Origin of the sequence: Peribacillus sp. NPDC097295 (assembly GCF_044761665.1) — a bacterium.
GTDB lineage: Bacteria > Bacillota > Bacilli > Bacillales > DSM-1321 > Peribacillus.
Map to the genome: position 1 here is coordinate 1 of NZ_JBIWCW010000001.1, position 25349 is coordinate 25349.

The window sequence follows — 25349 nt, forward strand, 5'->3', positions numbered from 1 at the left end:
TGGACTTTGACTTGCTTTGGAGCCTTATCCCTTTATAAAGCCTTGGTATCAGATTCCTGTTCGTCGAGCCAAGATTTTATTCCACGCTTCCTCCAGCCCTTACCTCACGGCAAGTACCTTGCGCTTCCTTAGTGGTTGGTCGATGTGTACCCCCACAGTGGACTTTCACCACCTAGATAGTTGCCATGCCTGGCACACAAAGAAAAAACCGCAATCTGCGGTTTTAGTGTCCTCCTAAATAGGCATTTTTGATTTCTTCGCTTGCCGTCAGTTCATCGGCTTGACCGGATAGCACGATGCGGCCTGTTTCCACAACATACGCTCGATCAGCAATGGATAAGGCAAGGTTCGCATTTTGTTCGACGAGCAGAATGGTCGTGCCCGTTTTATTGATTTCTTCGATGATACTGAAAATCTGTTTCACCAGTAACGGTGCAAGTCCCATGGAAGGCTCATCCAATAAGAGCAGACGCGGCTTTGCCATGAGGGCACGACCCATTGCGAGCATTTGTTGCTCCCCACCGGAAAGGGTCCCCGATTGTTGCTTCAGTCTTTCAAGCAGACGAGGGAACAGTTCATATACCTTTTCCATGTCTTTCTTGATTTCTGCTTTGTCTTTTCGTAAATAAGCGCCTAGTTGAAGGTTTTCTTCGACCGTCATATTCGCGAAAACGCGACGCCCTTCAGGAACATGGGAGATTCCCAGCTTCACGATTGATTGGGCAGCCTTTCCACCAATGGACTGATCCTCAAATAGGATCTTTCCTTGTTTCGGCTTCAATAAGCCAGAAACCGTCTTGAGCATTGTACTTTTCCCTGCACCATTTGCCCCGATCAGGGTGACGATTTCGCCTTGATTGATATGGAGTGAAATGCCCCTTAGCGCCTGTATGTTTCCGTAATATACGTTAATATCCTCGATTGTTAGCATTATGAAACCTCCTCGCCCAGATAGGCTTCGATGACTTTTGGATTGTTACGTATTTCTTCCGGCTTTCCATGAGCGATCAATTGGCCATGATCGAGCACGTAGATTCGCTCGCACACACCCATGACAAGTGGCATATCGTGTTCGATCAACAGCACGGTCAGGTCAAATTTCTCACGTATTAGCGCAATTAATTTCATAAGCTCGTGTGTTTCCTGAGGGTTCATCCCAGCTGCGGGTTCATCGAGTAAGAGCAGCTTTGGATTAGCAGCGAGCGCCCGGGCGATTTCCAATCGTCTTTGCTGACCATATGGCAGGTTTTTCGCCTTTTCATGCTTGTATCGATCCAGGTTGAAGATCTTCAAGAATTCAATCGCTTTTTCTTCCATCTCCTGTTCCCCTTTAAAGTGGGTAGGGAACCGCACAATAGAACTGATAATGCTATGCTTTGAAAGGGAATGATAAGCTACCTTTACATTATCGATCACCGAAAGTTCACTGAACAAGCGAATATTCTGGAACGTCCGACTGATCCCCTTTTGGGTGATTTTATATGGCGGCTTTTTCCTTAAGTTTTCTCCGTCCAGGGAGATCGTGCCCTCCGTCGGGACGTAAACCCCAGTCAATAAGTTGAAAAATGTCGTTTTCCCCGCTCCATTCGGTCCGATCAAACCGACCAATTCTCCTGGATACAACTCAACATTCACATCGGATACGGCTTTTAGCCCCCCGAACTTGATGCCGACCGAGTCGACTTTAAGCAGCGGTGTTTTTGTTGTTGTCATGGCTGCTGCCTCCTTTACGATTGAACATGGACGTGATTTCTTTTGTACCCATCAAGCCTTGTGGACGATAGATCATCATCACGATAAGGACGAGACTGTAGATGATCATTCTTGTTTCTGGATAATCTTGCAGGAACGTCGTGACGACCGTTAATAAGATAGCGGCCAATACGGAGCCGGACAAGCTTCCAAGTCCACCTAGTACGACTAGGATTAAGATATCGAATGATTTCAAGAATCCGAAGTTCGATGGCTGGATGATATAAAAGTTGTGGGCATATAAGCCTCCGGCGATTCCGGCAAAAAAAGCGCCGATAGCGAATGCGACAACTTTATAATAGGTGGTATTAATTCCCATCGAATCGGCTGCGGTTTCGTCCTCGCGGATCGAAATGCAGGCCCTTCCATGTGTCGAGCTTGTAAAATTCCGGATAACAAGGATCGTGATGAGTACTGAACCGAACACCCATGGCCAAGTAGTCAAATGCGAAACTTGCATCCCGCTTGCACCGCCCACATAATCAATATTCAAGAGCACGATTCGGACGATTTCCCCAAATCCTAAGGTAGCGATTGCCAGGTAATCTCCTTTTAGACGCAAGCTTGGAATCCCGATGATCAAGCCTGCAAGAGCAGCGACTAAACCTCCTACTATCAACGCCAGGGGAAAAGGCATTTGCAATTTCATTGTCACAACAGCGGAAGCGTAGGCACCCACCGCTAGGAATCCGGCATGTCCAATCGAAAATTGACCCGTTATCCCAATGATTAAATGAAGGCTTGTCGCCAAAATGATGTTAATCCCGATAAACATGAGCGTATTTTGATAAAAAGGATTCAAAGATCCGCCACCGATTAAAATCTGGATCACGGCGAAAAAAATCAGTGATAACACAATCGAGAGCCAAAAACCTTTAGCTCGCTTAAAAGTAGTCATAGCTTTGTCTCCCTTATACTTTTTCTTTTTTGTTTTTACCGAACAGGCCTTGTGGCAGGAAAATCAAGATAAGAATCAGTACGATAAAGGCTACGGCATCCCGCCATAATGAATAGCCGGCGGCACTGACCAATGCCTCGATGACCCCAAGCAATAAACCACCTACCATCGCACCCGGAATAATTCCGATTCCCCCGAGTACGGCGGCTACGAAGGCTTTAAGACCAGGGAGCACACCCATCAGCGGCTCGATTTTTATATAATAGATTCCAAAAATCACACCTGCTGCTCCCGCTAATGCGGAACCGATGGCAAAGGTTGCTGAAATCGTATTATTGACGTTGATTCCCATCAGTTTTGCGGCATCTGCGTCGAAGGAAACCGCACGCATCGCCTTCCCGATTTTCGTTTTATGGACAATGATTTGTAGAACGATCATCAAAGCGACGGCTACGCCAAAGATCAATACCGACTGGCTGTTGATTGAAGCACCGAAAATGTTGATTTTATCCGTTGGCAACACATCGCTTGGATAAGCTTCCGGCTGTGCGCCCCGTACATAGATGAATCCATATTCGATCAAAAGCGATACACCGATAGCGGTAATAAGAGCGGCAATACGCGTTGCATTCCGTAACGGTTTGTATGCGATACGTTCAATTAATACGCCAAACAGCGCACAGACCGTCATTGAAATTAACAGGGCTGGCACAAACGATAGATCCAAAACGGTTATCGAGTAAAAGCCAACGAATGAACCGACCATGAAGACGTCACCATGTGCAAAGTTTATCAGTTTAACAATTCCATACACCATCGTATATCCGAGAGCGATAAGGGCATAAATGCTACCAAGTGAAACCCCGTTTATTAGCTGTTGTACCAATTCCATATTCGACTCTCCTTGAACATCTAATTTTATTATTCGTCACATCTAGTCTCTTTTCCTATTCCAGTACCTTTTAAAAAATGACAATTCGCCTGCACCTTCTGGATGAGAAGGGCCGGCGAAGGCTAACACTAATTCACGATCATTAAGGATTGATTTTTGTATTGAATACTTGTTCGCCATCTTTAAATTCAAGTATAGTAGCTGATTTGATAGGATTATGTTTTTCATCCAATGTAAAGGTTCCTGTTACAAGCTCTAGCTCTTTCGTTTTTTCCAACGCCTCTTTGATTTTATCCGAATCCGTTGATCCAGCACGTTTGATGGCATCAGCAAGGAAGTAACCTGTGTCGTATCCTAATGCGTTAAAAGCGTCAGGAGACTTGTCTTTATATTCCGCTTTAAATGCAGACACAAAATTCTGAATTTTTTCATCAGGGTCACCTGATGAGTAATGGTTAGTAATGAAAGTATTATTTAGTGCCTTTTCACCAGCTATTTCAACCAGTTTAGGAGAATCCCAGCCATCGCCGCCCATGAATGGAACGTCCAGTCCCGTTTCACGGGCCTGCTTAACGATCAATCCTGCTTCTTCATAATAACCTGGTAAGAAAATGAAATCCGGTTTAGCCGATTTCAAACGAGTCAGGGTAGAACGGAAATCCGTATCCTTGGCAATATACGCTTCTTCCGCTACGACTTTTCCGCCATTTTTTTCGAATTGTTCCTTAAAGGCTGCCGCTAACCCTTTTGAATAATCACTGGCACTATCGACATAGATGGCAGCACTTTTTGCTTTAATTTCACTTGTGGCAAAGTTCGCCGCAACGGTTCCTTGGAATGGGTCGATAAAGCTTGTCCTGAAAACATAATCGTTCAATTTATCATCTTTATACGTGATTTCTGGGCTTGTACCAGAAGGAGAGATGACTGGGATTTTATTATCCTGTGCAATCTGTACCTGTGCGATTGTATTTGTACTTGTTGCTGCACCAACGATTGCCGTAACTTTATCTTGAGAGGTCAGCTTGATGGCACCACTTGTAGCTTCTGCCGCTTCAGATTTATTATCAACTTGGATAAGTTCGATTTTTTTGCCATCAATGCCTTTTTTATTAATTTCTTCAGTCGCAAGCTCCAATCCTTCAGAGATGGATTGACCATAGGAGGCTACCCCTCCTGATAATTCAAGGTTTACCCCGATTTTAATCGTATCTCCTTCTTCACTCTTTTTTGACGAAGTAGAGTCAGAACTAGAACAGCCTGCCAGTACTCCCGCTGCAAGTGTGAATGAAAGGAATGCACCTGCTAATTTTTTCTTTTTCATAATGAACCCCCTATTTTGTCATCTTTGTTTGTAACGTATGAATATTTATTCATTACACCCTTAAAATGCATGATAAATATAAATATTTACAATTTAATAAATATTTTGAAAATAGTGTACCGCATAATTTTCACTTCGTCCAGACGTAAATTATATGAACATTTCGTCCACTAGTATATTCCTCATAGAGCAATACAAACTATTATTATATTAAAATATGCCAATATCGTTTTTAACAAATAAAACCGGGTATTTTCATTATTTTAATGTTATAAATCTCTGTCCATCATCCAAGTTTTTTAAAACTGCCATTAGTAACATCCAACCTTCTTTTTTCCTTTATTTTCTATCCACTAGTATCCTGATAGGTTTTTACACCTACGTCTTGAACGTACCATTAACATGGTTTTCTATTGTAAAATTGTATAATACTATATAAATATGCATGAATTTAAGCATGTATCTGAAGCCACAGCAAAAAGACCCCCAATAGGCGGTCTTTAGTGCGTCAGTTCCTTCTTGAATCGATTACAATCATGGATCAATTTTTGTATTAAAGGTTTGTTTACCGTCTACATATTCCAAGATAGTCGCCGATTTAATCGGGTCATGATTTTCATCCAGGTTCAATGTCCCTGAAACTAATTGAAAATCCTTCACTTCTTCAAGTGCTTTTCTGATATTTTCAGGTGTAGGATCTCCAGCTCTTTTAATCGCGTCAGCCAAATAGTAACCTGTGTCGTAGCCTAATGCAGCGAAAGCATCAGGTGTTTTTTTGTATTTCGTTTTGAAAGCTGAAACGAAATCTTGAATTTTTTTATCTTCATCTTCTGGAGAATAGTGATTGGTGATGAATGTGTTCTTCAAAGCCTCTGCTCCGGCAATTTCCACCACTTTCGGTGAATCCCAGCCGTCTCCGCCCATGAATGGAAGATCGATTCCATTTTCACGAGCTTGTTTCAAGATCAGACCGACTTCTTCATAATAACCAGGGAGAAACACGAATTCCGGTTTTGCCGACTTGATACGAGTCAATGTCGCACGGAAATCGGTATCTTTCGTTACATAAGCTTCTTCGGCGACAATTTTTCCACCATTTTTCGTAAATGCTTCTTTAAAGGCAGCTGCTAGTCCTTTTGAATAATCACTGGCACTATCCACATAAATGGCAGCCGTCTTCGCCTTCACTTCATCTGTTGCGAAGTTTGCCGCAACGGTTCCTTGGAATGGATCGATGAAGCACGTTCTAAATACATAATCATTCAATTTCCCAGCTTTGTTCGTGATATCAGGATTAGTTGCAGTCGGTGTAAGTAAAGGAATCTTATTATCTTGGGCGACTTGCACCTGTGCCAATGTGTTTGTACTTGTAGCAGATCCTACAATTGCCACTACTTTATCCTGACTGACAAGTTTAATCGAACCATTCGTCGCTTCTGCTGCATCCGATTTATTATCCACTGTTTTAATTACAATTTTCTTTCCATTAATTCCTTCTTTATTGATTTCATCGATGGCCAATTGTAACCCATCCGCTGCCGACTGACCAAATGAGGCAGTCCCACCTGACAATTCAAGATTGGCACCAATTTTAATGGTATCTCCCGAACTGGATGACCCTCCTCCTGAACTACTGGTTTTCGAGTCACCATTACAACCTGCTAGGACTCCCGCAACTAATGATAGTGAAAGAACCATCCCTGCTATCTTTTTCTTTTTCATTTGAAACCCCCTTTTTCCTTTACGAATAAAAAAAATATTCTGAAAATAATGTATCTCATTACATCGACTTTGTCTATATTTTTTGGATAAAAAGTTAATATATGTAATTTTTATACTCAAAAAAACTGACCCTTTATCAGAGTCAGTTTACCGTTTATTAATCATTAACACGACGAACTTCAATCTCTTTTAATATATCGTTGATTACCCAGCTTGCCGCTATCAATCCGGCTACAGATGGAACGAACGCATTGGAAGAAGGCGGCATTTGAGCCTTGCGGATTTTCGCCTCGTCATTACCGACTTCTTTCCGAACATCCTCACGAATGACAATCGGGCTTTCATCGGAAAACACGACAGGAATCCCCTTTGTGATACCTTCTTTACGCAATCTCGTACGGATGACTTTTGCCAGCGGATCGGTATGCGTTTTGGAAATATCGGCGATTTGGAAGCGGGTTGGATCCATTTTATTTGCTGCTCCCATGCTTGCAATGATTTTGATATTCCGCTTCAGGCATTCTTTCATAACATGCATCTTATAAATGACCGTATCCGATGCATCAATGACATAATCCAGATTATAACTGAAGAATTCCTCGAATGTTTCCTCTGTATAGAACATTTTCAAGGCGATGACTTCGCAGTCTGGATTGATATCCTGGATGCGGGTTTTCATCAATTCGGCTTTCGGCTGGCCTACAGTCGAGAGCAGTGCATGGATTTGTCTGTTCACATTTGTAATATCGACATCATCTTTATCGACAAGGATGATCCGGCCAACGCCTGTACGTGCCAAGGCTTCGGCTGAAAAAGAACCGACTCCGCCTACACCAAGTACAGCAACCGTCGTATTTTTCAGGGTATCCATGCCTTCTTTACCAATAGCTAATTCATTTCGTGAAAACTGATGTAGCATATATTTTCAACTCCAATAAATTCTGTTCTTATTTATGTTCCTAACTAACAATATATCATAAACAACAAGGATGACAAGCTAAATAAGAGCAGTTTTATCGGAATTGGTATACTAGTCAATCTAAGACTTTTTTTGAAGAACGGTTGCTAACAGTAGCGTCCTATCAAACAGGCTTTCTATCTCTAAATATTCATCCTCGCTATGTGCTTTGGCCGCCAATCGTCGCGACGCCTAATTCAGAAGCCAAATATGTGACGGAATGTTCCTTTAATAAGGAGTGTTGGAGCTTTATCGGTCTGTTTTGGGTTTTTATCGGTCAGTTCAATACATTTATCGGTCAATATCCACTTTATATCAGTCAACCTCCATTTCAAGAATATATTCCCGTCCTTTATTTGATCCGTAATGCTCCAAGTTCATTCCTGACAGTATCCGATTGGCAATGGTTCCTGATTCAATCTGTAAAAATGAGCGCACATCTTTATTTGTCACCGTGGGACGAATAAGGACCGCAAAATCGCTTAATGTTTCGATATGAGCATGTTTGGAGTGATATGAACATGAAGTGCAAATCCATTTACCCCGTTCTCGTTTCATCGGGACAGCTAATCATTTTGGACATGGGACGCCTTTTAGTAATTCTGTTTCAGGGATTTGATAGAGATCCAGGATATTCTGATTGAGTGGAGTGTGCTTTTGAAGTAGGGCGTTCGAAATTTTGTTGAGCTGCCTTTGCGTCAACAGTTTGGAAGGATACTTATTTTCAAGGGTTTGAATTTTAGAGGTGAGGGTTTCCTTACCGGTGATTTGTTTAAGAATCGAAGCGTGGCCAGGCGTGGTTTTAATGATGGTATTAGAATTTGCGTTGGCGATGAGGGTTTCAATCGGAAGCTCCGGGAATTTAATTAGCTTCATCCAGTTCATTAAACGCGCTTTCTGGATATTCACCTGTATAAGCGGGTCAAGGTAAGCTTGTTCCTGTCCGTCTTTGGTACGAATTAACTGGGGATAAGCTCGGTCAAAATATAGGGAACCGGCAAAGCTCTTCACTTCGATAATCAACATGAAGTTGGTGGATAAAAGTAATAGATCCATCTGAAAGAAGCGGGTTCCTTCATGGTGTAATCGCAAATCATGAAAGATGTGCATTTTTCCAGGTAGGTAGTGCAACTCTGCACCGATAGTACTTTCTCCTTTATGGCCCGTGAGCATTTTCCGGTAATCACTCGTTATATACTTTTGCTTAGGATGGTTTAATGGCAGCCTCCTGATCAATGCTTCCAGTTTGAGCATTTTCATTGGTTTCTTACATGGTTTTTTAATCAATTCATCACTCTCCTTGCATACTTTCTTCGACATGTCTGCATTTGAATCCTTCAAAAAAGGTCCTGAATGGCCTTTATCGGTCAATCGGTGTATTTTATCGGTCAATTCAGCAACTTTATCGGTCTAACGGAAACATATATCGTTCAAAACAACACTTATATCGGTCAACAACCTCAAACGACACAAAAAAACCCATGTTTTCTCAACATGAGTTGCTTTGTTATGAGTAAGAGTCCCGATTGTGCCGTTTATGCCTTTGTTTTGAACCCGCTCTCCGCAGGTGGGTGCTCGGTTCCTTGCATTTGTAAGTCCTCTACGAAGGAGGCATTTACGCGGCCTGGAAACTAGTGCTCCCGGTAACTATAAGTGTTCGGTCAAAACTTATAGGTTAAAGAACGAACACATCAGGACTCTTACTTGTTGGAATTATCATAGCACATCGCTTTGCTCTGTTTCAAGAGAAAGCACCTAGGTATAATTTCGCATTTTTTACCAGGTTATTTACTTTTCTTTGCAGCCAATCTGATGCTTAGTTCTGCTAATTGTCTGTCGCTTACCGGACTTGGAGCATCCACAAGCAAATCGCTAGCGCTAGCCGTTTTCGGGAACGCGATGGTATCGCGAAGGTTTGAACGACCCGCAAGCAACATCACCATACGGTCAAGTCCAAGGGCGATTCCACCGTGTGGAGGTGTTCCGTATTCGAAAGCATCCATAAGGAAGCCGAATTGTGCGTTAGCTTCTTCTTCAGTGAATCCTAGGACTTTGAACATTTTTTCTTGAACATCGCGTTCGAAAATACGTAATGATCCACCGCCAAGCTCGTACCCATTTAAGACAAGGTCGTATGCTTGTGCACGGACATTGGCTGGATCGGATTCAAGTTTATCCAGGTCTTCACGGAACGGCATTGTGAATGGATGGTGGGCTGCATAGTAGCGGCCTTCGTCTTCGTCATATTCAAATAATGGCCAGTCCGTAACCCATAGGAAGTTGAATTTGCTTTCGTCGATCAAGCCTCTTTCTTTTCCAAGCTTGTTACGAAGTGCACCAAGTGCATCCGCTACGATTCCTTTTTTATCAGCAACAAACAGGATTAGGTCTCCTACTTCCGCTTCTACTGCAGTCACTAATTGTTGTTGATCTTCAGCGAAGAATTTAGCGATTGGTCCTTTTACGCCGTCTTCTTCAACTTTCAACCAAGCAAGTCCTTTTGCACCGTAAATCGCTGCAAATTCTGCCAATGCATCGATGTCTTTACGGGAGTAGTCTGCATTTCCGTCTTTAACGACGATGGCTTTTACTTGTCCCCCGTTCGCTACAGCTCCTGTGAATACTTTAAAGTCGCTGTCTTTCACGATTTCAGATACATCTTTCAATTCCATTGCAAAACGTGTATCCGGTTTGTCCGAACCAAAACGGCTCATTGCTTCGTTATATGTCATTTGAGGGAACGGAAGGGTTACATCCATTCCTTTTACGTCTTTCATGACTTTCGCCATCATGTTTTCAGCCGTTTTGATGATATCTTCCTGGCTCATGAAGCTAGTTTCAATATCGATTTGCGTGAATTCAGGCTGTCTGTCAGCACGTAGATCTTCATCACGGAAACAACGGGCAATTTGGTAGTAGCGTTCGAAGCCTGATACCATCAACAGCTGTTTGAATAGCTGTGGAGATTGCGGCAATGCGTAAAACTCACCATCATGGACACGACTCGGAACTAAATAATCACGTGCGCCTTCTGGTGTGCTTTTTGTCAAGATCGGTGTTTCGATATCAAGGAAACCTTCTCCGTCCAAGAAATCACGGATTGCTTTTGTCGTTTGGTTACGCATTTTCAATGTTTCGAACATCGCCGGACGACGCAAGTCTAGATAACGGTATTTTAAACGGATATCTTCTGATACTTCCGTTCTTTCATCAATGATGAACGGAGGCGTTTTTGCTTCGTTCAAGATCGTGACGCTTTCCGCTTGAACTTCAACTGTACCTGTTGTAACGTTCGGATTGATGTTTGCTTCATCACGTTTGATGACCGTTCCTTGGATATCAAGAACGTATTCATTACGGATTTTTTCTGCGGTTGCCAAAGCATCTGCCGAGATGTCCGGATTGAAAACGACTTGTACAACTCCGCTTCTGTCACGAAGGTCGATAAAAATAACTCCACCTAGGTCACGACGCTTTTGTACCCATCCTTTTAATGTAACTTTTTCACCAATAGCTGCTTCTGTTACTTCTCCATTGAAGTATGTTCTGCCAAACATGGTATTTCCCCCTTAAGCCTGTAGCTTTTTGAATTGTTCAACGAAAGTTGCAAGATCCATTTGAACCTGCTCGCCCGTTTCCATGAACTTTAGACTGATTTTATTGTTTGCCAATTCATCATCTCCGAGTGTCGCCACGTATTTCGCTTCGAGACGATCAGCCGATTTAAATTGTGCTTTGACTTTACGGTCCTGGTAATCCTTTTCAACTGTGAATCCTGCATTACGTAAATCATAGGCAAGCTTGACGTTGTAATCCTTAGCCGCTTCACCTAGTGAAACAAGGTAGCAGTCGATGCCTTGTTTTATCGGAAGCTCGACATTTTCGGCTTTCAGCGCGGCAATGAGACGTTCGATGCTAAGCGCAAAGCCAATCCCTGGCGTTTCTGGACCACCAAGCTCTTCGGCAAGTCCGTTATAACGGCCACCTCCACAAAGAGTCGTAATGGCACCAAATCCTTCCGCATCACTCATGATTTCGAAAGCTGTATGATTGTAATAATCCAAGCCGCGAACAAGTGTTGGATCTTCAACAAATTCGATGTCCAAATTAGTTAAGTGCTGTTTCACTTTTTCGAAATAAATGCGGGATTCATCATTCAAATAATCAATGATGGAAGGCGCCGTTTGCATCAATTCATGATCATGGTCTTTTTTACAATCAAGAATGCGCAGTGGATTTTTCTCCAGACGTTGCTGGCAATCACCGCAGAATTCCCCGATGCGTGGTTCGAAATGCTGCATTAAAGCATTTCGGTGCGCTGTCCGGCTTTCCTTGTCCCCTAAGCTATTAATGACCAACTTCAGTTTTTTCAAGCCAAGTGCCTTATACAGGCTCATTGCCAATGAAAGAACCTCTGCATCAATGCCTGGATCTTTACTGCCTAAAGCTTCGATCCCGAATTGGACGAACTGGCGGAAGCGGCCAGCCTGAGGACGTTCATAACGGAACATGGGCCCGATATAATAAAGTTTGACCGGCTGATTCGCCCAACCGAACATTTTGTTTTCAATGTATGAACGGACGACAGAAGCTGTACCTTCAGGACGAAGCGTCAGATTTCTTTCGCCGCGATCCTGGAATGAATACATTTCTTTTTGTACGATGTCGGTTGTATCGCCTACACCCCGCAAAAATAATTCCGTATGTTCAAAGATCGGCGTGCGGATTTCTTTATACTGATAACGTTGACAAATTTCTCGTGCAGTCTTTTCAATATACTGCCATATTTCCGTTTGCTCAGGCAGTAAATCCTGTGTGCCTCTTGGAATCTGAATCGACATGAATTGTTTCCTCCTTTAACGCGAAACGCATTTTTAACCAAACAAAAAACTCCCGTCCCTTGTAACAGAATCGTTACAAGGGACGAGAGTTGAATATCCCGTGGTGCCACCCTAGTTGAAACACAAATAAATATGTGCCTCCGCTTAAAAACAGTTAACGCCTGCTTACGTCCATCTCCTACTGGTAAATCGTTCAGAGTGAAGCCTACGGAGGGTTCTTTCATTAAGTCATCATGTGGAATGCTTTCAGCCCTGGCATTTCCTCTCTTATTCATGTGTTTCTTAATTACTCTTCTCCATCATTGGTTATTGCAGTAATAGTTCTGATATTTTATAATCATACGGACGTTACCCTCAAATGTCAAGATTCCATAAGAAATTTGTCGAAAACATTATTGATTGATATTCTTTTTTAAGTTTTTAATAGTACGAACGTTGACATCAAAATCGGAAGCCATTTCAACGAGATTGGCGCTGTGTTCCTTTTGGATAAAATCGTGTAAGTCGACCCCAAGTACTTGATTGCCTCCGTTTAAAGTCGTCTGGGCTTTTTCACTGAGTTTCATTGAAATCCCTCCATCGTTTAGTTAGTTTTAGTCTTTCCAAAAATAAATGTTTTTTGCATAATAAAGAGGGAAATTTTTTGTTGAACGAGAATACATACATATAGACAGAAAAGGGAGAGAGACAACTTATGAAATGGAAATCTGGATTAACTGCCCTTATCCTGTTGCTGATGGTGACAGCATTTTTACCGGTACATCATGTACTTGGAGAAAGTGAAGGAGAAATTATCGTCACGTCAAAGGTGGTCAATGTCCGTGAAGGTGCGGGCCTGAACTACCCTATTGTCAAAAGGCTAACAAAGGGTGACAAATATGAAATTGTCAGTGAAAAAGATGATTGGTATGAAATAAGGATTGGAAACGGGAAAACGGGCTGGGTTGCCAATTGGCTCGTGGACAAGAATACGGAATACGATCAAGTAGAGCAGAAATCTGGTCAAGGTACCATAACAGGTAATTCCGTCCGTGTCCGAATGGGCCCGGGTACTACCTTTCAGACGGTTAGTACTTTAACAAAAGGAACGCTCGTTGACATTCTTGAAAAAAATGAGAATTGGGTCCAAATCAAGACGGATGGTATCGAAGGGTGGGTCGCTGCCGCCTATGTTCAGCTTCCTACAGCTACCGAGCACACAGTGAAGCAAGATACACAGGAAACTTCGGGCAATTCGAAAATCGGGCGCGTTATGGTCGACAGGCTTAATGTCCGTTCAGAGCCATCCACAAGCAGTGCCTCATTAGGCAAGCTAAATAAAGACGCCTCCGTAACCGTTTATCAAATTCATAATGATTGGGCCCAAATTGACTTTCAAGGACAAAAGGGCTGGGTTTCCGAATCTTACATAGAATTAGGCAAGGATCAAGGTGATACCAAGAAAATCACGAAAGGCATTACGATGGCCAAAATAACGGCTACTGGTTTAAATGTTCGGAAACAGGCCTCTTTAAATAGCGAAGTCATCGGTTCAGTAAATAAGGACGAGACCTATCCCGTTCTCCAACAAAAAGGACAAATGACACAGCTTCAACTTTCCGGTACTAAAAAAGGCTGGGTTGTAAGCTGGTACTTAGAAATAGAGAATGAGGCGCAAACTGCCAAGAAAAAGAACCAGCATATCAAAGGCAGTAAAGTTACAACGATACATGATGGCACGATACTGAGAAGTAAACCGGATACTGGCTCTGAAATCATCGGACAAGTAAATGCGGGTGAAACATTCCCCGTTCTTGGGATGGAAGGAGATTGGTACTCCATTACACTTAAAAATGGTAAAACCGCCTATGTAGCCGGTTGGATCGTTAATATTGAAGGAGATACCGAGCAAGTCAAGCGGGCAGGTGTAGAGAAGTATTTAGAAGATAAAGTCATCATCATCGATCCAGGCCATGGTGGCAGGGATAGCGGAACCATCGGTGTAGGAGGAACTCTTGAAAAGAACTTGACGATCCAAACAGCTGAGCTGCTTCGGGACAAGCTACAGGCAGCCGGGGCAAAAGTCATCCTCACAAGGAGTTCCAATACATATGTAGCCCTTCCCTCACGTGTCAGCATCTCACATATACATAATGCCGATGCCTTCATCAGCCTCCATTATGATAGCACCATCGATGAAATCACGAGTGGGATAACAACTTATTATTATCACGGCTATCAACAGGCTTTGGCCTCTTCCATTGCGAATTCACTTGGTTCCACCATGCAGGTGCCTAACCGGGGTTACCGTTATGGGGATTATCATGTTATCCGTGAAAACAAGCGTGTTGCTACACTCATTGAGTTAGGCTATTTAAGTAATCCTGTCGACGAACTGACGATTACCACGAACGAATATCAAGAAACCGTCACGTCGGCCATATACAATGGTTTGGCGAGATACTTTAAATGATAAAAGCCGAGGTTCCTTAAGGAATCTCGGCTTTTATCATTTATTTTTTACTTTCCAATAGTAGCGTAACTGGACCATCATTGGTGAGTTGGACATCCATCATAGCACCGAACTGGCCTGTTTCGGTATGGACGCCCCGCTTGCGCAACTCTTCATTAAAACACTCATAGACGGCGTTTGCCTCGTCAGGACGGGCAGCATCCATGAAGTTCGGGCGACGGCCTTTTCGACAATCGCCGTATAAGGTGAATTGCGAAACGGAAAGGATGGAACCACCAACGTCTAGCAGTGAATGGTTCATTTTTTCATTTTCATCTTCAAAGATCCTAAGATGGACGATTTTCTCTGCCAGTTGGATGGCGTCATCCATGGTATCCCCATGGGTAACACCGACTAACAGCACAAGTCCCCTATCGATTTGTCCAATTATTTTGTCTGCCACAACAACCTTGGCAGCTTTGGAACGCTGTAAAACAACACGCATAGTGATAAAACTCCTTAGTTCATAATCCGTCTTACGGAATAGACATCTGGTATTTGTTTTATACGGTCGACGACCTTTTGTAAATGAGCAATGTTATGAATATAGATGGACATATTGATGGTCGCCACTTTATTGCGGTCTGACTTGCCCGAGACCGCTGAGATATTTGTCTTTGTTTCATTGACTGCTTGCAGTACTTCGTTCAATAAACCACGACGATCATACCCGCTTATCTCAATTTCAACAATGTATTCCTTACGGTCGTTTATGCTGCTTTCCCACTCAACAGGCACGAGGCGATGATCAGATTCACCGCTTTCCAAGTTAGGACAGTCTTGTCTATGAACGGAGACTCCACGTCCTTTTGTAATATAACCAACAATTTCATCTCCCGGAACCGGGTTGCAACATCTTGATAAACGGATAAGAAGATTGTCAATGCCAGGCACCCGTACCCCAGAGTCGCGTTTTTTCGAAGAATTAGGGAAGGTTTTAAGATCAGATACCGCTTCTGTAATGTCCGCTTCCTGCTCGATCATCTTCTGCTTACGCCATTTTTCAGTAAGGCGATTGACAACTTGAAGGGCCGTGATTCCGTTGTAGCCGACTGCTGCATACATATCTTCTTCATTCAGGAAATTGAATTTATCCGATACGCGCTTGATATTTTCCGGAGTCAGGATTTCCTTCAATTCAAATTCCATATCCTTGATTTCTTTTTCAACGAGCTCTTTGCCTTTTTCAATGTTTTCTTCGCGGCGTTGCTTTTTGAAAAATTGGCGGATTTTATTTTTTGCCTGAGACGTTTGTGTCAGTTTAAGCCAATCTTGGCTAGGTCCATATGAGTGCTTGGATGTCAGAATTTCAATAATGTCGCCTGTTTTCAGTTTATAATCCAGCGGCACCATTTTTCCGTTCACTTTGGCACCTATCGTTTTGTTACCGATTTCCGAATGGATGCGGTAAGCAAAGTCAATGGGATTTGATCCTGAAGGCAGCTCGATTACGTCGCCTTTCGGTGTGAAGATGAACACCATATCGGAGAAAAGATCGATTTTGAGGGATTCCATGAATTCCTCGGCATTTGTAGCATCATCCTGGAATTCAAGAATTTCCCGGAACCACGTCAATTTTTCCTCTAGTGACGGTTGTTCACCAACGTCTTTTCCTTCTTTATAAGCCCAGTGTGCCGCTACCCCGAACTCAGCAATCCGGTGCATATCGGAAGTACGGATCTGCACTTCAAGCGGATCGCCCTTAGGTCCGATTACCGTCGTATGCAAGGATTGGTACATATTTGGCTTTGGCATCGCGATATAATCCTTGAAACGGCCAGGCATCGGCTTCCAACATGTATGAATGATTCCTAAGACCGCATAGCAATCCTTAATGCTGTTAACAACAATTCGAACCGCTAACAGATCATAAATTTCACTGAACTGCTTATTTTGTAAAGCCATTTTGCGATAGATACTGTATATATGTTTCGGCCTGCCAGAAAGATCGGCATTTATATGGACTTCCGTAACATTCTTCCGCACTTCTTCAATGACTTCTTCTAAATACTCTTCACGTTCGGCACGCTTTTTTTTCATTAGATTAACGATACGGTAATACTGCTGAGGGTTCAAATACCTCAATGCGGTATCTTCAAGCTCCCATTTAATCGTGCTAATTCCTAGACGATGAGCCAGTGGTGCAAAGATTTCCAAAGTCTCGTTCGAAATCCTTCTTTGCTTTTCCTGCGGAAGATGCTTCAATGTCCGCATGTTGTGCAATCTATCGGCAAGCTTAATTAAAATGACCCGAATGTCTTGAGCCATTGCAACGAACATTTTCCTATGATTCTCCGCTTGTTGTTCTTGCTGTGACTTATATTTGATTTTCCCTAATTTGGTTACACCATCGACGAGCATGGCTACTTCAGGACTGAAGTTTTCTTCAATATCCTTTAACGTGATCTCCGTGTCTTCAACAACATCATGTAAAAAACCTGCGGCAATAGTTGCAGGATCCATTTCAAGGTCAACCAGGATACCAGCGACTTGAATCGGATGAATAATATACGGCTCTCCCGATTTACGGAATTGTTCTCGGTGAGCATGCTCTGCATATTTAAAAGCTCTATGAATAAATTCAGCTTCTTCCGGCTGAAGATATAAGCTGGCCCGTTCTACAACCTGCTCGGCAGTCAATATTTGATCATTAGCCATTTAATCACCTTAACCCCACTTTAACTGCCACCGGATACTTTTCCGTCCGGATTGAGTATGATTGGTAAGACTTTCCTTCTTTCAGCAAAAGCCTACATGATTTGCAAAAAAAATAAATCCGTCTAAACGGATGCAAGTACCAAATAAACTTATTAGAAGAAAAACTCTTTATTATTACTATTATCGAAAAAAAAGGCAAGGATGTAAAGGGTAAAACATGTATTTTCTTTAGATTGCTTCAATTTTTCATTGGAAATTCGACAAAATCAGTGAAAATCGTAAAAAAAGAGGACACTCTTGTCAGAGTGCCCTTGTTTTTTAGAAGTTCATTAATGTTAAAACATCATAACCTTCTAATTTATCTTTACCATCTAGGTCTGTTAATTCAATCAGGAATGCAATTCCTGCAACAATCCCACCAAGTTGTTCGACTAATTTAATCGTCGCTTCGATTGTACCGCCAGTAGCAAGCAAATCGTCAGTAATCAGGATGCGTTGGCCAGGTTTAATGGCATCTTTATGGATCGTCAATACATCCGTGCCATATTCTAAGCCGTATTCGACTTTGATTGTTTCCCGTGGAAGCTTTCCTTCTTTTCGCACTGGTGCAAATCCAACTTCCAATGAGTACGCGACTGGACAACCGATAATAAATCCGCGCGCTTCCGGTCCCACAACTAAATCGATCTTTTTATCGCGAGCGTACTCGACGATTTGATCTGTTGCGTATTTATAAGCGGCACCATTATCCATTAATGTTGTGATATCTTTGAAGATAACACCCGGTTTTGGCCAGTCTTCCACAATCGTTACAAATTGCTTTAAATCCATTGCTTTGTTTCCTCCTCAAGGTCTATTGCCTCATGAATCAATATATGATTGAACCAATCGAATAATTGCTGATAGGAAGAATAAACTAGCTCTTGCTCGAGCTCAAATTGTTCTTTCTTTCTTATAAACGAAGCAGATTCGCTGAAATCGCGTTTTTTCGGGTTGGTCGTGAGCATAATTAATCCATTGTCTATTGTAACAAAATCAAGCTCAAAAAACACCTTAGAAATAAAATCTACTGTATCTCTTGACCAGCCGCGGTATTTCGCAAGGTCATCTCCGTACCTTTTCACATCAAGTGGGCCCTTTTTGGCTAGAAAAGCATAAAACCATTTAAAATGGTCCCGCGTTGGGAGCGTACTCAAAAAGTGATCCTGCACATGGGAAAAGTGGGCATAGATTCGTGCTGGATTTTTGTTTTCAACCACCTGTTTCAACAGGTTCCTCAGTGGTGGCATGTCCATAAATACGACATGGCCATCATGACAATCCAGAGTCAACGCATCTTGCTCATTCTCGATAAAGACAAGATCTGGATGTTGCTGTAAAAAAGGATAGGATTTAATCGTATCTTCTGAGAAAATAACAATTTTCCGGTTATGTGCCGGAATATCGGCTATCCACTTTTCAGCTTGTCCCTTACCTCGATAGTCGAAAAGCTGCCAATGGTCGACTTCTATATCTTGGACAAAGATTTGCGGCTTTTTGATGTTATTCCATTCGTTAATGGAAAGTTCACCAATGAGTGAAACTTTTGCATGTGGAGCAATCTCATCCATATAATGGCCAAGACCAAACCCCACTCCATCAAGTTTATGGTTTTCACCATCTTCGAGCTGCACTTTTAAGTGATTGTGGTTAGCGCCAATTTTCCTGACGTTTGCAAGCTGTACAGACTCTATCAAGATTTTTGGCTTAGGGTTCGTTACACCGAAGGGCGCAAGCAAACTCATTTCCTGAATCGTTTGGATCGAGGCATCAGCCAAAGTCGTCGCCCCATCTAGATTGGTGACCGGAGTAAAATCCTCTTCGTTAAGCTGTTCACCTGCAATCTGATTCATACGGTCCCGCAACTCTTGAACATCGTCAATTTTCAACGTCATCCCGGCTGCCATAGGGTGCCCACCAAAATGCGGCAATATTTCCCGACAAGTAGAAAGGCTTTCGAAAAGATCGAAACCAGCAATGCTCCGGGCCGATCCCTTGGCAAGTCCCTTTTCCCGATCGAAACTCAATACGATCGTTGGGCGATAAAAGCGTTCAACAAGTTTGGAGGCTACAATCCCGACAACCCCTGCATTCCAGCCTTCCCTTCCAATGATAAGTACACCATTGGACTCAGGTGGGTAGTTTTCCTCCACTTCCCGAATCGCTTCTTCAGCCATTGACGCTACCATCGTTTGACGCTCTTTGTTGATGTCGTTAATTTCAACAGCAAGCTCTGTAGCCTCTTCCAGACTATCCGACATTAATAAATCGACAGCCGGGTCGGCATCTCCAAGGCGTCCAACAGCATTGATTCGAGGTGCCATCCCAAACCCAATTGATTCTTCGTTCAGTGCTTCCTGCTGAATATTCGCCACTTTCATCAAAGCTAGTAACCCTGGACGTTTGGTCATCCGTAGCTGCTCGATTCCCTTTGCAGCAATCAGCCGGTTCTCCCCTTGTAACGGGACCAAATCAGCAATGGTTCCGATGGCGGCAATTTCCAGCAAATCCTCGGGCATTTCACCAAGGAGGGCATGTGCCAGTTTAAATGCAACCCCCACTCCTGCAAGATCTTTAAAGGGATAGGCACTATCATCCAGCTTGGGATGAATGATGGCAAGGGCTTCAGGCAGGATGGGACCCGGTTCATGATGGTCCGTCAAAATATAATCCATGCCGAGTTCTTGTGCAAGCTTCGCTTCTTCGACTGCAGAGATTCCTGTATCGACGGTTATCAATACCTTGATCCCCTGATCCGCCGCAAGACGGAAAGCCATTGGGTTCGGTCCATAACCTTCTGTAAATCTATTCGGGATATAAAAATCGACATCTGCCCCTAATTTAGTCAAGGTCGTCATCATTACGGTAGTAGATGTGACCCCATCGGCATCATAGTCTCCAAAAATTCTGATTTTCTCTTTATTTTGTATCGCTTCTCTTATTCTATATACCGCTTTATCCATATCTTTCATTAAAAACGGATCATGGAAAGTTTGATTTTTTACGAATAGAAATGAACGGGCACTTTCAATCGTATCCAGGCCTCTATTCACAAGTAATGTCGCAACCAAAGGTGTGATATGAAGTTCTTCGGCTAGAATAGCAACTTTGTTTTCATCGACGGATTTCACATTCCACCGAGATTTTGGCTTTAACATGCAATCACCCCTTAACCTATTTATTATACAAAATCACGAGTATGGTTTCAATTTTATTTACACTCAAATATGTCTTTGATTTCCTTTTTTCAAAAAAAGAAGGCCGGCACTATGCCAGCCTTCTCTTCCTTATTAAACTTGTCCTTCCATGCTTTGTTTCTTTTCTTTTGCTGTATCCAAGGTCCCTTTTTTCTTCAGTTCCTTGATCTTCAAATCGAGCCAGAGCTGAGAAGCAATTAATAGGGACGAATATACGCCACATATTAAACCGATGAACAAAGCAATCGAGAAGTTTCGAATGGCTTCACTACCAAATATAGCTAACGCAACCACTGTTACAAGAACAGTCAAGACCGTATTGATCGACCTCGTCAACGTTTGTCTTATACTGATGTTTACAATATTCTCAAGTTCTTCGACTGTTTTGATCTTGCGACTATGGCGCAGGTTTTCGCGGATACGGTCAAATGTAACAATGGTATCATTGATGGAATAACCAACAATCGTCAGTACTGCAGCAATGAAGGTGATGTCTACTTCAAGACGAAGTAAACTGAATATCGTAATGATAAAGAATGCATCATGTATTAGAGCTAAGACAGCTGGTATAGCCATTCGCCATTCAAAGCGCACTGATACATAAAGGATAATGCCAAGTGATGCAATCAATAAGGCTTTCATGGCATTCTTAGCAAGTTCTTTTCCGACTGTAGGAGATACGGTGCTGATATTCGGTTCAGAACCATAATCTTTCTTGAAGTGATCCTTCAGTTCAGCGATTTCCTGTTTGTCGAGAACTCCGACCGTACGAACGACAGCATTTTCGTTATTTGTACCGGCAAGCCTGATATCCTTCGCTTCAATATCAAACTTCTCTATTTCAGTTTTAATCTGTTCGGTCGTCAATGCCTCTTTTGAAGCAATTTCGATTCGGGTACCACTTGTAAAATCAATACCAAGATTCAATTTAAACACGAACAAGAAAATGATCCCGATGAGAGTAATACCGATTGAAATGCTATAAAAGACTTTCCGATGTTTTACGAAATCGATGTTATCAAAGCGTGTTGGAAGTGCCATTAAATCTATTTTCTCGGATATATCGTGAATGTACTTTTTCTTCACGCCAAACCATGATTTTCGTTTGTCCAGGAACCCACTTTTCACCCATAAGCTCATGAATAGACGGGTACCGTATACCGCTGTAACAAAACTCATTAAAATGGAAATGATCAACGTAGTTGCAAATCCTTTTACTGAGCTTGTCCCATAAAAGAATAATACAGCCGCTGCCAATAATGTCGTCAAGTTAGCATCCGTAATCGTGGCGAGTGAGTTTTTCGTACCTTCTTTGTAAGCCGCCTTAACGGATCGACCCAATTTCAACTCATCCCTGATTCGCTCATAGGTAATGATATTGGCATCGACAGCCATCCCAACACCAAGTACAAGTGCCGCTATACCAGGTAAAGTGAGAACCGCATTCATCCAATCAAAGACTAATAGCGTCAAGAAAATGTAAATGCTTAATGTGACAATCGCAATGAAACCTGGGAAGCGATAATACACAAGCATAAAGATAAAGACAAGACCAATTCCGATGATTCCGGCAAATATGGTATCATTCAAAGCCCCTTCACCGAACTGTGCCCCGACAGAAGTGGAGTACACTTCTTTTAAATCAACAGGCAATGCTCCTGCGTTCAATAAGCCTGCAAGCTCTTTCGCCTCTTCTACCGTAAAATCCCCAGTTATGAATACTTTATTGGTACTGAAGACTTCACTGACAGCTGGTGCAGAAATCATATTATCCTGTGAATCTGTTTTTTTAATGGAGTCTTTTCCTTCTTCAAAATCCAACCAGATAGCCAGTACATTTGTCGGGCTTTCCATGGAGGAAATTTTCTGAGTGATTTCTTTAAACTTATTTGCATCTTTCAATGTGACTTCAACGACAGGCTTATTTTCCTGGAACGTCTGCTTGGCGCCGCCCTCTTTCAGGTCAGCTCCCGTCATCATTTCCTTATCATTGTAATCACGGAAAGACAATTTTGCCTGAGTCGAAAGAATTTCCCTGGCATTGTTTTGGTCTTGGACACCCGCTAGCTGAACACGGATCCGATCATCCCCTTCAATTTGAATGATAGGTTCATTGACCCCAAGTACATTGACACGCCGATCAAGCGCACTAGCTGTACTGCTCAAAACATCCTGGGTGATTTTTTCCCCGGCAAGCGGTTTAACTTCGTATAACACTTCAAATCCACCTTGAAGGTCAAGTCCTAGCTTGATATCCTTCAGGATTCCTTTTGAAGTCGTTCCCATCGCTGCGGCAATCAAAAGAACGATTAGAAAAAACGCAACGATTCTGCTTCTTTTTACCATTATGTAGTAGGCCCCTTTCTTTATTACGCCTGTTCTTGGAGTATAAATAACTGTTACTTTTTCATTTAGAATCTCGTTTGCTTCTTAAACTTAAGAAAAAAGACACAGTTCTTCATGCTTTTTTCCAAAAAAAGCATAACCATATCTATTATGATTCATTTGCAAACGGCTGTCAATTTAAGTATATAGATCACTTTCATTCTTTCAAAAGCTCTTTTAACTCGTCTTCAGAGAGGGGCGCGAATAGATTGGGTGACTTGTAAGCCTGAACCATTTGAAAGGACATGAACTGATTGCTTGAAAACGTTACGATGTCAGCAACTAATTCGTGAAGGTGAACACCTTCCTGGGGTCGCTTCCACTTCATGTCAGTTAATGTACTCCATAGGTCCTCCTCCGTGACAGCCTCTAATCCAATCATTTCGAACTCCTCACATTTGCTTTTCAGGAATGGACGAACCTTTAAATAATAGCGTTGATACGGATGACTTTTATTCTTCATCACTTTGCCTCCATTAAAATGATTCTCAATTGGATGCGTACATTCTTTAGAAGAGATTCAATCATTTGAGAGAACACAAACACTTTTGTCATGCTTTGTCCAAGTACAAGCATATAGATAATTGTATAGTATAACCGCTTTTTTGAGAAGGCAGGGAGGGAGTTCAATGTCTAAATTTTTAAAAGGGACACTGATTTTATTAATGGCAAGCCTGATCACAAAGGTTCTAGGATTCATCAACCGCATTGTCATCGCCCGTTTCATCGGCGAAGAAGGCGTTGGTTTATATATGATGGCACTGCCGACCTTATTCCTTGTTATCAACATCACTCAATTGGGTTTGCCGATTGCCATATCTAAATACGTGGCAGAAGCCAACGCCAGGGGTGATGAACGAAAAATCAAGAAGATTCTTGTTGTATCTTTGTCCTGCACGTTTGGTTTATCTTTGATATTCACACCGGCCATGTTACTGTCAGCGCCATTTCTTTCCGAACACTTGTTCACGGACGAACGAACGATTTGGCCACTCATGGCAATTGCCCCTATCGTTCCCATCATTGCCATCTCATCTGTGCTGCGCGGTTATTTCCAAGGAAAACAAAACATGAAACCATTTGCTTTCTCACAAGTGATTGAGCAAGTGGCTCGGATCACCTTCATTGCTGTTCTGACAAAAGCCTTTTTACCGTACGGAATTGAATATGCGGCAGCCGGGGCGATGCTTGCCTCGATTATCGGCGAGCTTGTATCGCTCGTGTACTTATTAACAAGCTTTAAATTCAAGAAGCATTTTACATTTCGGAAAGGGTTCTTCAAAAATGTTAAATCAGGAAAGAGCACGTTCGTCGATTTGATGGGAATCGCCCTCCCCTCGACTGGCAGCCGGATGATTGGATCGATTTCCTGGTTTTTGGAACCGATCGTTGTTGCTCAAAGTTTAGCCCTTGCCGGCGTGACCGCTGCTGCGGCAACCAGCCAATACGGTGAGCTGACAGGTTATGCCTTGCCCCTTCTCATGCTCCCTTCCTTTGTAACGTCTTCATTGGCTACAGCCCTTGTACCTGCAGTGAGTGAAGCCCGGACAACAGGAAATTATCTGCTGGTGGAACACCGGCTTCAGCAAGCATTGAAAATCACCTTCATTACTGGTTGTTTATCTGTCGTCACACTCTTCATCTTTGCGGAACCGATTTTACAAGTGATGTATGGTTCTTCTCATGCAACTGTATTCATTAAGTTTCTAGCACCTTTTTTCATCCTTTTCTATTTTCAATACCCACTGCAGTCTATGTTGCAAGCTCTCGACCTTGCGAAAGCCGCCATGTTTAATAGCTTGGCTGGAAACATCATTAAGATTGCCGTCATCTGGTTCCTGGCGTCAAAGGAAAACTTCGGTATCATGGGAGCGGCAATCGGGATAGCAGTCGGATCCATGCTCGTTACTTTCCTTCATTTTTCCACCGTTTTAAAAGTCGTACCTTTTACACTCCATTTCCGGAGCTATATGCTGTCTTTAGTGATTGCTTTAGTTTCCGGCTTTGGGGGTTATTATATCTACGAATTCCCACTTGCCTCTCAGCCATTAGGATCGCGGTTATTGCTCTCAGTTTTTGTCTTGTTCATTCTCTTCGTCTTTTTCATGTTATTCACGGGCAGCATAAAGAAAGCGGATTTGATTCGCATCCCTCTCATCGGAGGTTTTTTAGCGAAGTTTGCGTGGAAATAG

20 protein-coding genes, 1 other RNA gene and 1 other annotated feature are annotated in these 25349 nt (G+C 42.5%); of the genes, 3 read left to right on the plus strand and 18 right to left on the minus strand.

Annotated features, from left to right (window positions below):
• Positions 1 to 223: 223 nt before the first annotated feature.
• The 7 genes from ACIQXN_RS00005 to ACIQXN_RS00035 all read right to left on the minus strand — a co-directional run bounded on the left by ACIQXN_RS00005 (position 224) and on the right by ACIQXN_RS00035 (position 7507).
• The gene (locus ACIQXN_RS00005) at positions 224 to 931 is read right to left on the minus strand and encodes an ABC transporter ATP-binding protein (RefSeq protein WP_402960466.1); all 708 of its coding nucleotides are present in this window, start codon (positions 929 to 931) and stop codon (positions 224 to 226) included.
• Positions 931 to 1713 (minus strand): ABC transporter ATP-binding protein, encoded by a 783-nt coding sequence (locus ACIQXN_RS00010; RefSeq protein ID WP_402960467.1) that lies wholly within the window; start codon positions 1711 to 1713, stop codon positions 931 to 933. The genes ACIQXN_RS00005 and ACIQXN_RS00010 overlap by 1 nt, the downstream gene beginning before the upstream one ends.
• The gene (locus tag ACIQXN_RS00015; RefSeq protein WP_402960469.1) at positions 1685 to 2650 is read right to left on the minus strand and encodes a branched-chain amino acid ABC transporter permease; all 966 of its coding nucleotides are present in this window, start codon (positions 2648 to 2650) and stop codon (positions 1685 to 1687) included. The genes ACIQXN_RS00010 and ACIQXN_RS00015 overlap by 29 nt, the downstream gene beginning before the upstream one ends.
• Positions 2651 to 2663: 13 nt before the next feature.
• On the minus strand, positions 2664 to 3542 hold the full coding sequence (locus ACIQXN_RS00020) for a branched-chain amino acid ABC transporter permease (RefSeq protein WP_402960472.1): 879 nt from the start codon (positions 3540 to 3542) through the stop codon (positions 2664 to 2666).
• A 142-nt stretch (positions 3543 to 3684) separates the two neighbouring features.
• Positions 3685 to 4866: an ABC transporter substrate-binding protein gene (locus tag ACIQXN_RS00025; protein WP_402960474.1), complete on the minus strand. Its 1182-nt coding sequence runs from the start codon at positions 4864 to 4866 to the stop codon at positions 3685 to 3687.
• 534 nt (positions 4867 to 5400) lie between these two features.
• Positions 5401 to 6588, minus strand: a complete 1188-nt coding sequence (locus ACIQXN_RS00030) for an ABC transporter substrate-binding protein (protein ID WP_402960476.1) — start codon at positions 6586 to 6588, stop codon at positions 5401 to 5403.
• A 157-nt stretch (positions 6589 to 6745) separates the two neighbouring features.
• On the minus strand, positions 6746 to 7507 hold the full coding sequence (locus ACIQXN_RS00035; RefSeq protein ID WP_402960478.1) for a tRNA threonylcarbamoyladenosine dehydratase: 762 nt from the start codon (positions 7505 to 7507) through the stop codon (positions 6746 to 6748).
• A 143-nt stretch (positions 7508 to 7650) separates the two neighbouring features.
• Between ACIQXN_RS00035 and ACIQXN_RS00040 the strand changes: the two genes are divergently transcribed.
• Positions 7651 to 8013, plus strand: a complete 363-nt coding sequence (locus ACIQXN_RS00040; protein WP_402960480.1) for a hypothetical protein — start codon at positions 7651 to 7653, stop codon at positions 8011 to 8013.
• A 103-nt stretch (positions 8014 to 8116) separates the two neighbouring features.
• Here ACIQXN_RS00040 and ACIQXN_RS00045 read toward each other — a convergent pair whose 3' ends face one another.
• The 5 genes from ACIQXN_RS00045 to ACIQXN_RS00065 all read right to left on the minus strand — a co-directional run bounded on the left by ACIQXN_RS00045 (position 8117) and on the right by ACIQXN_RS00065 (position 12953).
• Positions 8117 to 8833, minus strand: coding sequence for a nuclease-related domain-containing protein (locus ACIQXN_RS00045; RefSeq protein WP_402960482.1), 717 nt, complete (start codon positions 8831 to 8833; stop codon positions 8117 to 8119).
• Positions 8834 to 9061: 228 nt separating this feature from the next.
• A non-coding RNA gene (gene ssrS, locus ACIQXN_RS00050) (6S RNA) lies at positions 9062 to 9247 on the minus strand.
• An 83-nt stretch (positions 9248 to 9330) separates the two neighbouring features.
• On the minus strand, positions 9331 to 11103 hold the full coding sequence (aspS, locus tag ACIQXN_RS00055; protein WP_402960484.1) for an aspartate--tRNA ligase: 1773 nt from the start codon (positions 11101 to 11103) through the stop codon (positions 9331 to 9333).
• Positions 11104 to 11115: 12 nt separating this feature from the next.
• Positions 11116 to 12387, minus strand: a complete 1272-nt coding sequence (gene hisS, locus ACIQXN_RS00060) for a histidine--tRNA ligase (RefSeq protein WP_402960486.1) — start codon at positions 12385 to 12387, stop codon at positions 11116 to 11118.
• A gap of 75 nt (positions 12388 to 12462) precedes the next feature.
• Positions 12463 to 12699 (minus strand) — a binding site (T-box leader).
• 80 nt (positions 12700 to 12779) lie between these two features.
• Positions 12780 to 12953 carry a hypothetical protein gene (locus tag ACIQXN_RS00065; protein WP_402960488.1) on the minus strand — a complete coding sequence of 58 codons (174 nt, stop codon included), beginning with the start codon at positions 12951 to 12953 and terminating at the stop codon, positions 12780 to 12782.
• Positions 12954 to 13081: 128 nt separating this feature from the next.
• Between ACIQXN_RS00065 and ACIQXN_RS00070 the strand changes: the two genes are divergently transcribed.
• The gene (locus ACIQXN_RS00070) at positions 13082 to 14839 is read left to right on the plus strand and encodes an N-acetylmuramoyl-L-alanine amidase family protein (protein ID WP_402960490.1); all 1758 of its coding nucleotides are present in this window, start codon (positions 13082 to 13084) and stop codon (positions 14837 to 14839) included.
• A 40-nt stretch (positions 14840 to 14879) separates the two neighbouring features.
• On the opposite strand, the gene dtd is transcribed toward ACIQXN_RS00070, so the two are convergent.
• From dtd to ACIQXN_RS00100, 6 genes are all read right to left on the minus strand, one after another.
• The gene (gene dtd / locus ACIQXN_RS00075; protein WP_402960492.1) at positions 14880 to 15323 is read right to left on the minus strand and encodes a D-aminoacyl-tRNA deacylase; all 444 of its coding nucleotides are present in this window, start codon (positions 15321 to 15323) and stop codon (positions 14880 to 14882) included.
• 14 nt (positions 15324 to 15337) lie between these two features.
• Positions 15338 to 17536 carry a RelA/SpoT family protein gene (locus ACIQXN_RS00080; protein WP_402960494.1) on the minus strand — a complete coding sequence of 733 codons (2199 nt, stop codon included), beginning with the start codon at positions 17534 to 17536 and terminating at the stop codon, positions 15338 to 15340.
• A 318-nt stretch (positions 17537 to 17854) separates the two neighbouring features.
• Complete coding sequence (locus ACIQXN_RS00085) at positions 17855 to 18367, minus strand: adenine phosphoribosyltransferase (RefSeq protein ID WP_402960496.1); 513 nt, start codon at positions 18365 to 18367, stop codon at positions 17855 to 17857.
• On the minus strand, positions 18358 to 20733 hold the full coding sequence (gene recJ / locus ACIQXN_RS00090) for a single-stranded-DNA-specific exonuclease RecJ (RefSeq protein WP_402960498.1): 2376 nt from the start codon (positions 20731 to 20733) through the stop codon (positions 18358 to 18360). The genes ACIQXN_RS00085 and recJ overlap by 10 nt, the downstream gene beginning before the upstream one ends.
• 132 nt (positions 20734 to 20865) lie before the next feature.
• Positions 20866 to 23118: a protein translocase subunit SecDF gene (gene secDF / locus ACIQXN_RS00095; RefSeq protein WP_402960500.1), complete on the minus strand. Its 2253-nt coding sequence runs from the start codon at positions 23116 to 23118 to the stop codon at positions 20866 to 20868.
• A gap of 196 nt (positions 23119 to 23314) precedes the next feature.
• Complete coding sequence (locus ACIQXN_RS00100; RefSeq protein ID WP_402960502.1) at positions 23315 to 23620, minus strand: post-transcriptional regulator; 306 nt, start codon at positions 23618 to 23620, stop codon at positions 23315 to 23317.
• A 166-nt stretch (positions 23621 to 23786) separates the two neighbouring features.
• On the opposite strand from ACIQXN_RS00100, the gene spoVB reads away from it, so the two are divergent.
• On the plus strand, positions 23787 to 25349 hold the full coding sequence (spoVB, locus tag ACIQXN_RS00105; protein ID WP_402960504.1) for a stage V sporulation protein B: 1563 nt from the start codon (positions 23787 to 23789) through the stop codon (positions 25347 to 25349).